Genomic DNA, 12,842 nt, shown 5'->3' with positions numbered 1-12,842 from the left:
CCGCATAGGGGATTTTGCGGAACGTACGCAGCCGTTCCAGGTTTTCAGGAGAAATCCTGTTATCAACCGGTTTATTCATATCCTGATTGATCGTCAGCTTCCATATGTCCAGTTTATCGGCATCTCTAAGCATGTGGGCCAGAGTGTGTTCGTCAGGTTGCAGGTTTTCCGGGACGATTGCATGGTTATGATGTATGATTGCTGTTCGGATAAGGTTTTGCTGAGCTTCCGGATGTTGAGACAACAGGTTGAATTGATCGATGATAACGGTGCCCAATGCTGCGTGATCGATAGAGGTTCGATCATCATATGTTCCAAATGAAGCATATTGCTGGAATCTCCCGATGTCATGGAGTAAGGCGGTGCATTTGGCGATGTCAGGGTGAATGAGTCCATTATTGCCGTGTTCGGCAATAGTGCGTATTTCACGGACAACGCGAAAAGTATGCGCTATTTTAAGTTTTATCGGAGCTGAAAAGGTATTGTTTTTGTCTGCAAAGCGTTTGAGATACATCATGAATGCTTTGTGAAGCGATGAAAAAAGTTCGGTTGTTCCTTGTTTCTGCATCACATCTCCGGAGTCTTGGGTCTTTCATACAATCAATAATCGCTCGATGCAGGTAAAAGGTTCACATCTGAACTTCCTTTGTCCTACATTAAGAAGAAAGCGCTGCGTTCACCGAAGTTTTTGTTGTGAACCGGAAGATGGTGTGTCATTTGACTTTTTTTCCTCATATTTTTCTGAAATGTTGCTATAACAATGTGTTATGGATATTTGTGTATGAACGGGATGAACAGGTTTACAAACAGGATATTTTCCTTTTTGCAAAAAACAGTTGCTGTTTTTTGTATCGCGATCACTGTCGTGCTTGTGACCGGGGTCGATGCTTTTTGTAACCCGGAAATCGACAAGATCATGAAAGAGCGGAAGAAGCTCGAGCAGGATCTGACGAGTTTAAAAAAGCAGCTGCAGGAGTATCAGACGAAACTCAAGCAAACAAAAAAGGAAGAGGCGCAGTCGATAAAAGCGCTGGAAAATTATAACACACAGCTCAAGTTGCTTGAGGAAATGATCGCGAAGAATAACGCCAAGTTGCGCAGTCAGGATATGGAAATCAAACTTCTCAAAGATCAGTATGCGAAAAACCAGAGCAAATATGAGCGGATTGTAGATGATTTCAGGCGTATAGCTGTGGCTGTTTATAAAAGTGGATCGAAACATGATATCGAGTTACTGTTTGCTGCGACATCTCTCAACCAGGCTATTGTCAGATCACGCTATATCGGTTTTTTTTCCGAGGCTGTTGTGAGAACGGTGAGTAATCTCCAGCAGACAGCAAAAGAACTCGAGAAAAACAGGGCGGCTCTTGAGAAAAGTTACCGCAAACGGTCAGGGGTTGTGAAAGAACAACAGACTCAGGTAAAGAGCTTCTCGGAAAAGAAAAAGGAAAAGCAGGTTGTTCTCGGTACTCTGCAGAAAGACAAGAAAAAGTTCACGGGAGAAATACAGGCCAATCGGAACAAACTGCAAAAACTTCAGACAAAAATTGAAGAGCTGATCAAGGCGGAGCAGATTGCGATTGAAAAGGAAAAAGAGCGGCAGAGACTCGAAGCCGAGCGCAGAAGAAAGGCAGGTCAGGTTCCTCTTGACAGTTCTTCTGAAGCGGATCTGGCAAAAATCTCCAAAGATTTCGATAAGGCTATCGGGTTGTTGCCCTGGCCGGTTGACAATGGTGTAGTTGTCAGGAAATTCGGTAAGGTTAATGATCCTGATCTGCATATTGTGACGACAAACAATGGTATAGATATCGCAGTACCTTCAGGGGCTCCGGTTCGTGCTGTTTCAGGTGGAAAAATTGCGCAGATTGCATACCTGCCGACCTATGGGAATATTGTTATTATGCGCCACACCAAAGCGTATCTGACGGTCTATGCTAATCTTGCCAAAATCAATGTTGCCAAGAACGACGTCGTTGCCAGTCGTGAAATTATTGGTTTATCCGGGTCCATGCCCGAGGGAGGTTCACTGGTTCATTTCGAGATATGGAAAGGAAAAGTGAAGCAGGATCCTCAGAAATGGCTTAAAAAATAGAGTACCATGAACTCACAGTACCTACATCTCAATTATGCTTTGGTTGAGGATATGTTGCTTGCATTTATCCGTAACGAGATCAGTAAATTCGGATTTCGGTCGGCATTATTCGGGCTTTCCGGAGGAATTGATTCGGCTGTTGTTTGCGAGCTTGCTGCAAGAGCTCTTGGGCCCGAAAATGTTCTTGCAGTACTCATGCCTTACAGGACAAGCAGCCCTGAAAGCGTTCGGCATGCTCGCATGATGGTCGAGAAAACAGGAATTCAGTCTGAAGAAGTTGATATTTCTCCTGTTGTCGATGCGTTTTTTCAGGGGATTCCCGATGCCGGCAACCTGCGTATGGGAAATGTGATGGCAAGGGCGAGGATGCTGTATCTCTATGATATTTCGGCAAGGGATGGCCGGCTGGTTGTCGGGACGAGCAATAAAACCGAGCTTTTGCTTGGTTACGGCACTTTGTTTGGCGATATGGCATCCGCTGTCAATCCGATAGGTGATCTTTATAAGACCCAGATATGGGGACTTGCTCGTCACCTGAAGCTGCCTGAGGAGATCGTGGCCAAAACACCATCAGCAGATCTTTGGGAAGGGCAAAGTGATGAAGAAGATCTCGGTTTTAGTTACGGGGAGGTGGATTTGTTACTCTACCTGATGCTTGAAAAAAGAATGGATAAAATTGCTATCCTGCAGGAAGGTATCGAACAATCGTTTTACGATACAGTCAGAAAAATGGTGGTGAGAAACCAGTATAAAAGGATGATGCCGGTTATTGCGAAGGTATCCGCTCGAACGCCCGGTATTGATTTCCGTTATGCCCGGGATTGGCAGGAGGTGAAGTGAGAGATCGCTCCGCTCAGTGACAAGTTAGTTTCCGGCTGTCTTTTCAGAACGACCGCTGCTCGGTGTCTGTGAGAAAATGCTTGTCATCGGTTTTCGGGTAGTCGGTCGTATAGTGTAACCCTCTTGATTCCCGGCGCATGATTGCTCCGTCTATAATGAGGTTGGCCACCTTGATGATGTTGCGGAGTTCGAGTATCTGGGTTGTAACCTTTGTTTTCTTGTAGTACTGCTCGGTCTCTTCCTTGAGAAACTCTATCCTTCGTTTGGCCCTCTGAAGCCTGAGGTCACTGCGTACGATGCCTACATAGTCGTTCATTACCTGCTGAGCTTCTTTTTTGTTGTGTGAAACAAGAATCCACTCTTCCGGGTTGACGGTTCCACTGTCATCCCAGTCCGGAAAGGGAGTGTCGTTATGGAGTGTTATAACGGCTTTCCTGATATCGGTAAAGGCCCGGTGGGCGAAAACAAGTGCTTCGAGAAGTGAGTTGCTCGCCAGCCTGTTCGCACCATGAACTCCCGTACAGGTTGTTTCTCCACAGGCATAGAGGCGGTTGATACTCGTTCTTCCGAAAGAATCTGTTTTAATACCTCCACATGAGTAATGTGCAGCCGGTACCACCGGTATCATCTCTTTTGTAAGGTCAATGCCATACTCAAGGCAGGTTTCGTAGATGTTGGGAAAGTGCTCGACGGTTTTCTGAGGGTCGAGGTGCGTAACGTCAAGAAAAACACACTCATCACCGGTTTTCTTCATTTCGGAATCAATCGCGCGTGCAACGATATCCCTTGGTGCAAGATTTTCCCGTTTATCGTACTTGTGCATGAATTCCTGGCCGTTTTTCAGCTTGAGAACCCCTCCGAAACCACGTACTGCCTCGGAAATAAGAAATGATTTTGCCTTGGGGTGATAGAGTGAAGTCGGGTGGAACTGAACGAACTCCATATTTGCTATTGTTGCCCCGGCCCGGTATGCCATTGCGATGCCATCTCCGGTCGCTATGGAAGGGTTTGTCGTATGCAGATAAACCTGGCCCAAGCCGCCTGAGGCGACCATGGTTATTTTGGCAAGTATTTTTTTCAGTTTCCTGTTTTTCGAGTCAAGCGTGTATGCGCCATAACAGTTGATATCATTGGTTTTGATGCCAAGATGGTGTTCCGTTAGAAGCTCTACTGCGAAATGGTGCTCGAGCAACGTTATGTTCGTATGATGGTTGACTCTTTCAAGCAGCGCCTGTTCAACTTCCTGACCGGTGAGGTCTTTGGCATGGACGATTCTTTTTCTGGAGTGCCCACCTTCTCTGCCAAGGTCCAGGTTTTCACCGTTTGTCGTCGTGAAATCAACACCAAGTTCAATCAGTTTTTTGATATGTTGCGGGCCCTCTCTGACCATGAGAGAAACCATTTCATGGTTACACAGCCCTGCACCTGCATCGAGTGTATCCTCTATATGAAGTTCGGCGCTGTCGTTTTCACCAACAGTTGCAGCAATACCTCCCTGGGCCCAATTGGTATTCGAAACACAGCTTTCTTTTTTTGTAATAATGGTTACATTTGCGTAGTCGGCGATGTGCAGTGCGAAATATAATCCTCCGATGCCGCTGCCGATGACCAGGACATCGGTTTTGATTTCTTCTTTCATAAATGACTATGGGGATATGTTACGAGGAATAGTCGGCGAGGTTGTTGTGTGTTTTCGCTGATACATATTCCAGGAAAAACACAAGAATCAGCCCTGTTGCCATCAACAGCATAACGGAAGTGACCATGGGGTCGGACCCGGTGGCCTGAAGATAGGTTTCCGGCATGACGTTGGATGAGAAGAGCAGAGCTTTTTTGCCGTCGGCTACTGCATCCGCAACAGCTATTTTCCATGGCCATACCTTGGTTAGTGAACCGATCATGATACCGGCAAGCAGCATCATTGTCTGGTCATGGTAACGTTGCAAGAGCTTTGAAAGAATTCTGACGAAACCAAGCAGTCCAACGAGGCATCCCACTCCGAAAACAGCAATGACGGCAACGTTGAACTCTTTGATGGCTTCAAGAACAAATGAGTATTTCCCCAAGAGCAGTAAAATGAAACTGCCGGATATGCCGGGTAGTATCATGGCACATATGGCGATTGCGCCTGAGAGAAAGATGAACCACCAGCTTTCAGGGGTTGCTACGGGGGAGAGGCTCGTTATTAGAAAGGCTGAAAGCATCCCTAGTAGTCCTGCTGTCCAGGCGATAAGGGAATGTGTTTTTACTTTCCGAACGATAACTACAGCTGATGCGATAATGAGTCCGAAAAAAAACGAGAGCAATAGCAATGCATGGTTTTCGAGCAGAAATACAATCGTATTGGACAATGTGATGATACTGATGAGGATACCGAGAAACAAACTCAGTAGAAAGCTTCCGTTGATGGTTTTCCAAAAAGAGCGAAATTCAAAACGGAATAACTTTCTTAGCGCCGAGCTGTTTATCGATTTCAGTGAAGCTATAAGGGTTTCGTAAATTCCGGTGATAAACGCAATGGTACCGCCGGAAACACCCGGAATCACATCTGCTGCACCCATCAGGATGCCTTTGATGGTTACAGGAAGATAGTATTGTACTATTTTTAAAACCATTGAGTTAATCGTATTCGGCGTCAGTTCCGGTTGTCGTTGTTTTTCTTCCTGAGATATTTCACTGAGTTGGCAATAATGATAATGATACCCACAAGAATAATATAATGTACAAAATCAACCAGATCGGGGAACAGGGCTGCAAGAAAATAACCGGCCGAAGTAAAGCATAGTACCCAGACGACAGATCCTGATATGCTGTAAAAAAGAAAAACCGGGTATGGCATTTTAGCCACACCGGCAAGTGTTGCGGTAAAGCTTCTTACCACAGGAACGAAACGTGCGAGAAAAACCGCTTTTGAGCCGTGCTTTTCGTAAAACCGTTCTGTTTTGTCGAGATGTTCTTTGCGGAAGAACATCGTTTCTTTTTTGTTCAAAAAGGCTCGTTGAAGCTGTGAGCCGATGAAATAGCCGGTCGAATCTCCCATAATTGCGCCGAGACAGAGTGTTGCAACAACAAGTGGGAAATCGAGCTGGCCGGAAGCTGCAATCAGTCCTGCTGTAATAAGCAGGGAGTCGCCGGGCAGGAAAAAACCTGCAAAAAGGCCTGTTTCTGCAAAAACGATTGCAAACAGCAGGGCGTAGCCTCCCCAGATGATAAGTTCTTCAAGCGTGTGAATGTCTTGCATAAAAAATAAGCCGCCATCATGGCGGCTTGGGTTTTAGTTCAACAAGGTATCAGGGTAACAATACTGCACAGGCGATTACGGTTGTCCATAAACCGTTTTCACCTTCTGCTGATTGTGTAATATTGAATGAATTGATGATCTTGCCGCTCATTTTATAGATTCCTTCCCGTTCATCCCAGTCTTTGTTCGGGTCAAACTCGATGCCGAGAGTTGTTGCAAGCATTGTTGCAGCAAGGTCTTCGGCATACTCTCCAGATTGTTCGGAGGTTTGGCCGTAGGGATGGTGTTCCGAAAGGTATCCGTAAAGTGATTCATCTGCCGGCAGTGCAACGCCAATTGATGATGCTATGAGACGGCCATGTTCGTTAGTGGAGTTCCTTGCCATGACAGCAAAGGTGATTTCACCGGGGGAAAGCAGTTTCAGCCCTTCTTCGACGTTCAACCGTTTGCATTTCGGAGGAAAAATACTTGATACCGTTACCAGATTGCATTTTTCAATTTTTGCGTCTCTCAATGCGAGCTCGAAAGAGGAAAGATACTCTTTGTGTTTTCCTACACCTTTGGTGAAAAATACTTTTTCAGGTACAAATGACAACGCCGTTCCCTCCCGATAATATATTTGTGAATGATGCTATAAAATTGAGCAAGTATAGGAAAAAGCCGGGTTATTCTAAATCATTTTTTCATGGCAATCTTGAAAAATTTTCGTTTTCCTGCTTTCAGTACCTTCGGTTCTTTTTCAAGACGAACCTCGAAGTTTATGTCATTGATTTTTGTTTCGTCGATCTGGACGGCGTTCTGGCTGATGAGTCTGCGCGCTTCACTTTTTGACGAAGCAGCGTTCAGTTCCACCAGCAGTGTCACTAATGGAATCGACTCGGCTTCAAATGTAAACTCCTCTATGTCGGTCGGCGCTTTTTTATGAACGAAAACCCTGTCGAAATGATCTTCCGCTTTTCGTGCAAGTTCTACAGAGTGGTAGGTCGATACGATCTCTTTTGCAAGTGTTCTTTTTGCTTCTCTCGGATTTTGTTTGATAATTTCTCTGAACAGCTCGATCGACTGTTTCGAGCTTGGCAGGAGAAGAGTGAAATAGGTTTCGATCAGTTCATCCGGAATGGAAAGGATTTTTCCATAAATATCTTCAGCTGTATCGTTGAAGCAGATGGCATTGCCGAGTGATTTCGACATTTTTTCCACGCCGAAAGTGCCGATAAGCAGAGGCATGGTGATGCAGACCTGAGGCTGAATACCATACTCGCGTTGCAGATCCCTGCCGACAAGCAGATTGAATTTTTGATCTGTTCCACCCAGTTCGATATCGTTGCGCAAATGGACCGAATCCATGCCCTGTGCAAGAGGGTAAAGAAATTCGTGTATCGAGATCGGCTCACGTAGCTTGTAGCGTTTTTCGAAATCATCTCTTTCAAGCATTCTCGCTACCGTATAATGACTGGAGAGCCGAATGACATCATCAAAAGTCATCCGGCCGAGCCATTCCGAGTTGTAGCATATGGTTGTTTTTTGGCGATCGAGAATCGTTGAGGCTTGTTCAAAGTACGTTTGACCGTTTTGCTTGGCTTCAGCTGCTGAAAGCTGGGGTCTTGTCTTGCTTTTGCCTGACGGATCACCGATCATGGCTGTAAAATCACCGATGATAAGAATTGCTTCATGGCCTAAATCCTGAAAGTCCCTCAGCTTTCTCAGTACGACGGAGTGGCCGAGGTGCAGGTCCGGCCTGGAAGGGTCGGCACCGAGTTTGATTTTCAGGGGTTTTTGGGTTTCAAAACTTTTGGTCAGTTTCCGTTCGAGCTCTTCTTCGCTTATAACCTCGACGGTGTTACTGACAATAAGGTCGAGCTGTTCTTTGACTGGTGGGAAACTCATGGTTGAAATCGTTCTTTATCTGGATTGTGACAGGTTTACATTACCCTGAAAAATAATCACAGGAGATGTAGTAATGCTTGTTGAATTATAGTAAGAGAAACGTCGGATCACCCTGTCGAAAAAGTGTTTTATTTTTCGGGAGGTATGACGATGAAAGAGAGAGGGCAAAGTTGTTCCTTTCCGTGCTCTCTTCGTGTTCGAGCCGGGGAATCATGGTTCCGGAAGGATTACGGCTAACGTGCCACATGCTGTGCGGCTGAACAATTTTGACTTTTTCGATCATTCGTTACAGGTTTCTTGTTCTGTTCACGGATAGTTCCACGTGCATCAGTACTGCTGTTTCAATCTCTGTAATTGGCGTTCGGTGTCCCGTGATTTGATGCTTTCACGTTTATCGTAGAGCTTTTTTCCTTTCGCGAGTCCAAGCTCCAGTTTCAGAACACCTCTTTTGTTGAAGAACGCTTTCAACGGTACCAGGGTGAGGCCTTGTTGCTGCAGCTTTAATTTGAGTTTTTCTATTTCATCACGTTTAAGAAGCAGTTTGCGGCTTCTTTTAGGGTCAAGTGGTTCGATATGGTTGTGTTCGTATGCCGATATCTGCATGTTTTCCAGCCATACCTCTCCTCTGTGAATTATCGCATAGCTTTCATTAAGGCTGGCTTTTCCCAGACGAACGGATTTAACTTCACTGCCTTTCAATGCAATACCAGCAACCATTGTATCGAGTATCTGGTACTCGTGTCTGGCTTTACGGTTGAGAATCGTTGTTACGTATTGTGCTTTTTTTTGCTCTTTTGCCACGGTTCGGTTGTCAGCCTTTCTTGGAAAAATACTGTACTGATAATGTAGAATTCCCGGTTCAGGTTTGGTAGTAGTGTTCCGGGATCAGGTTCCCCATGTTGAGGACAAGGTGCGGGTCGAAGGTCTTTTTTATTCTTACCATTTCCTGTATACCTTTGTCGCCAAACATCTTGACAAGATACCCCGCCTTTAGCTTTCCGATACCGTGTTCGGCTGAAAGCGTTCCCCCCAATTCAAGGGCTTTTTCGACAAAACCCTGATACAATGCTTTTGCGGTGATGAACTCGTCATGGTTGGCCGGCAGGATGTTCAGGTGGACGTGTGCGTTACCTATATGTCCAAAAATTATATAACGAAATCCGTGTTTTTCACAAGTATGCCGGTAAAAATTGAAAAGTTCGATGAAGGAGGCATCGGGAACGGCCATGTCGGTACTTATCTTGCTTTCCGTTTGCTTGCTCAGCCACTCGTTGACCTGGACAGGAAGTTCATGCCGAAACGTTTTCATCGCTCTTTGTTCATCGACATCGAGAGCAATCCAGGACTCATCTGTCATGGCATTGAAACTTTCCATGAGTTCGAACCATGCCTCGAGCGTTTCTTCCTCTTTTTCCTGCCCGGTTTCCTGTTCGAAGAAAACAGCCCCGGCTGTGTTCACAGGAATTTCGGGGTACACCTTGCGAAGAAAATCAAGAGAGTTGCGGTCGAAGAACTCCAGTGCTCTCGGGTCAACCTCCTTGTTTTTCCTTTTTGCATTGTCCACAAAAAGAAACAGGTCATCAAGAGTGTTGAAATAAACAAGGCACGAAATGATTTTTTCAGGGATCGGAATAAGCAGAAGGTCTGCCTCTACAATAACACCAAGGGTTCCTTCGGAGCCTATGAACAGATCGATAAGGTCCATGCTGCGGGCAGAATAATAGCCTGCATTATGTTTTGAGGTAAGAGGAAGGTGATAGCCGGGAACTTTGAACTCCATAGTGCCTGCAGATGGCAGGTCGAGACGAAAGGTGTCATCTTTTCCGGTACTATATTTTCCTCTCGGAATATCAAGAATGTCTCCGGACGCCAGAACAACGGTAATACGTGCTATGTGATTTCTCGTGGGTCCGTACTTGTAGGTGCGTGCACCCGATGAATTGTTGGCAATGGTGCTGCCGATAAAGCATAGTTTTTCTGTAGGGTCCGGAGGATAAAGCCAGCCGAAGCTTTCAGCTTTTTTCTGAATATCTTCAAGCAAAGCTCCCGCACCAACCGTCATGACAGCCTCGTTCCCGTCACATGAAACGGGATCTTCTATCCGGTTGAGTTTCTCCATGGCAATGACATAGTCACCGAAAGGTATCCTGCCTCCGGTGGTGCCTGTACCGTTCCCTGCTACCACGAACTTTTTTCCGGAAGAAACGCTTTCTCTCAGCAGCTTTGAAACATCCTCGATGGTTTCAGGAAAATACACGCCGGGCGTGTGGCCGGTTTTGATATTGCTGGTATCTTCCAGAAACCCTTGAATAAGATCAGGATCGTCTTTATAAATCATTTCTTTGCGGTTCATTTACACTGCTGTCCATGTGTCCTGCGGTCAACGATAAACTGTCAACGGCAGTGGTGTCAGGACCGTTAACATAATAATTAATCAGTTTTCCGGCTATAGGTGCAGAGACACTTCCACCATAGCCGGCATTTTCAACCAGTACGGTGATGGCAATAGATGGTTCTTCAAAAGGGGCGAATGCAACGAACCATGCATGATCTTCACCGTGCGGGTTCTGTGCTGTACCGGTTTTACCCGCTACCTTGACATTTTTCACCGCAGCAAGTCTTCCCGTGCCTCTTTCGACAACGCCAAGCATTGCCTTGCGGACCGTTTCAAACGTTTTTTCAGAGATCGGCAGTTTGTTTTTTCTGAAATCAAGCGTTTCGATAGTGTCACTCTCGTCAGGAAGGTAACCTTTGACAAAATGGGGCTGATACCAGGTTCCTTTGTTGGCTATTGTAGCGGTAAATGCCGCAAGCTGGAGTGGTGTAGTGTTCAATTCACCCTGGCCTATAGCCAAACTGACAAGGTAGCCTCTGGTCCACTTTCCCTTTCCGTATCGTTTGTCATAGTAGTCAACCGACGGTAGCGGGGATGAACGCTCTCCGGGCAGGTCGATGCCACTGGTTTTTCCGAATCCGAACATTCTTCCATACTCGGTCCATTTTTCAAATCCGAGATCGAAGATCAGATTGTAGTAATACGTGTTACACGACTCGATGATCGACCGTTCCAGATTGACCGGACCGTGTCCCTGTCCTCCATGGCATAGGAACCGGCCTCTACCCAACCTGAAAACCCCGGAGCAGTAGATCGTTTTTTCCGGTGTTATGGCTCTTTCTTCAAGAGCTGCAATTGCAAGCAAAAGCTTGTAAACGGAACCCGGTGGATACGATGCCTGCGTCGCACGGTTGAACAAAGGTTTGTCCGGGTTGCGAACGATCTCGAGCCACTTTTTGCTGTCGGTTGTGCCGTTCAGGATTTCAAGGTCATAGTCAGGCTGGCTCGCCATGGCCAGTATTCCACCGTTGCGGGGATCTATAGCTACGACAGCTCCGGATTTTCCGGTTTCTTTCAAAAGATCTTCGGCAAGTTTTTGGAGGCCGGCATCGAGCGTTAGATACAAGTCGTTACCTTTGATGAACGGACGATCCCTGGCTCCGTTTTCAAATTTTCCAGCGGACTTGCCGATTGAGTTGACCAGTTCGAACCGCGTACCTTTCTCACCTCTCAGATAGTCCTCGTATTTTTTTTCAAGCCCTTTGCTACCTGTTTTGTCATCCGGTGTATATCCCTTTTGAGACATCTCTTCAAGCTGGTTTTTGGAGATGAAGTTCAGATAACCGAGGATATGCGATGCTCCAAGTTCCAGTGGGTATTTTCTTTTATTTTCGACCTCTATCATAACTCCCGGCAGTTGCCAGAGATTTTCGCTGAGACGCATCATTTCCTGCGGCTCTATGTCTCTTCCTACAGCAACAGGAGCAAAGCGGTTATACTTGAATCCTTTCTGTATCCTTTCCGAGAGTTCTTCGAAGGTAATATCCAATAAGCCGGCAAGCATGTTTTTTTTCAACGAGTCGGTAAATTCTGCGGGGACGACCTTAACCGAATACAGCGGTTGATTGTCAACGATCACGGTATCGTTTCGGTCGATCATCCGTCCTCTCGGGGGTTGTACCCATACTCTTCTCAGGCTGTTGGCATCCGAAATGGAACCTAGTTCCTTGTATTCGAAGATTTGAAGATAAATGAGGCGCGAAAAAAGGACTGCAAAGACCGCTATGACAACCAGCGAGACGTTGAATGCCCTTTGCCGAATTTTATCCATGAGCTAAACCGTGCTTTTCAAATTTTATGGAAACAGAGCAACAAGCGAAGGATAGAAAAAAATAACCGGTAACGGTAGTTGATCAGAGCTTGTCACTACTTACTCGTTTCTTGGATATGAACTAATTGTTTACAAGGATTTTCTTAAAAAACATTTGATAGGCAAATACAGCAGCAATCATCGTCAACAAGGTTGCAATTCCTATGGAATAGGCCATGTGCAATGTCGCAGGTAACGAGAGTACATTGATCATGACAGTATACAGTACTCTCCCGGTTACAGCGGCAAGCAAAACACCTTTGTAGTACATTTGTTTTTTCTGTCGTGAAGATGCATGGCTGTCCTCCGGGATATAAAAATAACCGGCAATAAAACCTTCTATGGTTTTTGTAAGTGCTTCGGTTCCGATGCTGCCGCTCAGAATTCCGGTTGCAATGCCTGCAATGAACCCATACGTTGTGCCTTGTTTCTGGCCGTATTTTATGGCCGTAAAAGCAATGTAGATGGTAACTATGTCCGGAAAAACCCCGAAAATAACCAGGCGTGATACCGCATACTGTTGTACGATGCAGAGTACAATGAGCAGAAAGGTGTCGAGTATGGTATGTTTAAACAC

The 12,842-nt window shown here is 45.8% G+C and carries 13 protein-coding genes (1 of these 13 only partly in view); 2 read left to right on the top strand and 11 right to left on the bottom strand.

The features are described from left to right. Positions 1-568: the 5' portion of an HD domain-containing protein gene (locus tag CR164_RS10620; RefSeq protein ID WP_110023970.1), read on the bottom strand. Its footprint begins 254 nt before the window's first position; the window shows 568 of its 822 coding nt (coding positions 1-568); it begins with the start codon at positions 566-568; its stop codon lies off the left edge, out of view. A gap of 255 nt (positions 569-823) precedes the next feature. On the opposite strand from CR164_RS10620, the gene CR164_RS10615 reads away from it, so the two are divergent. Both CR164_RS10615 and CR164_RS10610 read left to right on the top strand, forming a co-directional pair. After that, positions 824-2,092: a murein hydrolase activator EnvC family protein gene (locus tag CR164_RS10615; RefSeq protein ID WP_239994537.1), complete on the top strand. Its 1,269-nt coding sequence runs from the start codon at positions 824-826 to the stop codon at positions 2,090-2,092. Positions 2,093-2,098: 6 nt separating this feature from the next. Then, positions 2,099-2,932: an NAD+ synthase gene (locus CR164_RS10610; RefSeq protein WP_110023968.1), complete on the top strand. Its 834-nt coding sequence runs from the start codon at positions 2,099-2,101 to the stop codon at positions 2,930-2,932. A 43-nt stretch (positions 2,933-2,975) separates the two neighbouring features. Here CR164_RS10610 and nadB read toward each other — a convergent pair whose 3' ends face one another. From nadB to mreD, 10 genes are all read right to left on the bottom strand, one after another. Continuing rightward, positions 2,976-4,571 (bottom strand): L-aspartate oxidase, encoded by a 1,596-nt coding sequence (nadB, locus tag CR164_RS10605; RefSeq protein WP_110023967.1) that lies wholly within the window; start codon positions 4,569-4,571, stop codon positions 2,976-2,978. 19 nt (positions 4,572-4,590) lie between these two features. Then, positions 4,591-5,547 (bottom strand): DUF368 domain-containing protein, encoded by a 957-nt coding sequence (locus CR164_RS10600; protein WP_110023966.1) that lies wholly within the window; start codon positions 5,545-5,547, stop codon positions 4,591-4,593. A gap of 20 nt (positions 5,548-5,567) precedes the next feature. Next, complete coding sequence (locus tag CR164_RS10595; protein ID WP_110023965.1) at positions 5,568-6,173, bottom strand: DedA family protein; 606 nt, start codon at positions 6,171-6,173, stop codon at positions 5,568-5,570. A 49-nt stretch (positions 6,174-6,222) separates the two neighbouring features. Next, complete coding sequence (locus CR164_RS10590; RefSeq protein WP_110023964.1) at positions 6,223-6,768, bottom strand: pyruvoyl-dependent arginine decarboxylase; 546 nt, start codon at positions 6,766-6,768, stop codon at positions 6,223-6,225. 80 nt (positions 6,769-6,848) lie between these two features. Further along, positions 6,849-8,060: a tyrosine--tRNA ligase gene (tyrS, locus tag CR164_RS10585; protein WP_110023963.1), complete on the bottom strand. Its 1,212-nt coding sequence runs from the start codon at positions 8,058-8,060 to the stop codon at positions 6,849-6,851. Between the two features lie 85 nt (positions 8,061-8,145). Then, a complete protein-coding gene (locus CR164_RS10580; protein ID WP_110023962.1) occupies positions 8,146-8,343 on the bottom strand; it encodes a hypothetical protein in 198 nt (65 codons plus the stop codon). Between the two features lie 44 nt (positions 8,344-8,387). Next, entirely contained in the window at positions 8,388-8,861 is a 474-nt protein-coding gene (gene smpB / locus CR164_RS10575) for an SsrA-binding protein SmpB (RefSeq protein WP_110023961.1), read from the bottom strand. Positions 8,862-8,919: 58 nt separating this feature from the next. Then, positions 8,920-10,398 carry an FAD-binding oxidoreductase gene (locus CR164_RS10570; protein WP_110024006.1) on the bottom strand — a complete coding sequence of 493 codons (1,479 nt, stop codon included), beginning with the start codon at positions 10,396-10,398 and terminating at the stop codon, positions 8,920-8,922. Then, on the bottom strand, positions 10,388-12,226 hold the full coding sequence (gene mrdA / locus CR164_RS10565; protein ID WP_110023960.1) for a penicillin-binding protein 2: 1,839 nt from the start codon (positions 12,224-12,226) through the stop codon (positions 10,388-10,390). The genes CR164_RS10570 and mrdA overlap by 11 nt, the downstream gene beginning before the upstream one ends. 121 nt (positions 12,227-12,347) lie before the next feature. After that, on the bottom strand, positions 12,348-12,842 hold the full coding sequence (gene mreD / locus CR164_RS10560) for a rod shape-determining protein MreD (protein ID WP_110023959.1): 495 nt from the start codon (positions 12,840-12,842) through the stop codon (positions 12,348-12,350).

Origin of the sequence: Prosthecochloris marina (assembly GCF_003182595.1) — a bacterium.
GTDB classification, from domain to species: Bacteria; Bacteroidota; Chlorobiia; order Chlorobiales; family Chlorobiaceae; genus Prosthecochloris; species Prosthecochloris marina.
This window is presented reverse-complemented; position numbering and strand designations above follow the sequence as displayed.

Coding starts and splice junctions, on each gene's coding strand:
- CR164_RS10580 (WP_110023962.1), bottom strand. CDS start 8,343: ATGATCGAAAAAGTCAAAATTGTTCAGCCGCACAGCATGTGGCACGTT.
- CR164_RS10600 (WP_110023966.1), bottom strand. CDS start 5,547: ATGGTTTTAAAAATAGTACAATACTATCTTCCTGTAACCATCAAAGGC.
- nadB (WP_110023967.1), bottom strand. CDS start 4,571: ATGAAAGAAGAAATCAAAACCGATGTCCTGGTCATCGGCAGCGGCATC.
- CR164_RS10595 (WP_110023965.1), bottom strand. CDS start 6,173: ATGCAAGACATTCACACGCTTGAAGAACTTATCATCTGGGGAGGCTAC.
- CR164_RS10570 (WP_110024006.1), bottom strand. CDS start 10,398: ATGATTTATAAAGACGATCCTGATCTTATTCAAGGGTTTCTGGAAGAT.
- tyrS (WP_110023963.1), bottom strand. CDS start 8,060: ATGAGTTTCCCACCAGTCAAAGAACAGCTCGACCTTATTGTCAGTAAC.
- CR164_RS10610 (WP_110023968.1), top strand. CDS start 2,099: ATGAACTCACAGTACCTACATCTCAATTATGCTTTGGTTGAGGATATG.
- mrdA (WP_110023960.1), bottom strand. CDS start 12,226: ATGGATAAAATTCGGCAAAGGGCATTCAACGTCTCGCTGGTTGTCATA.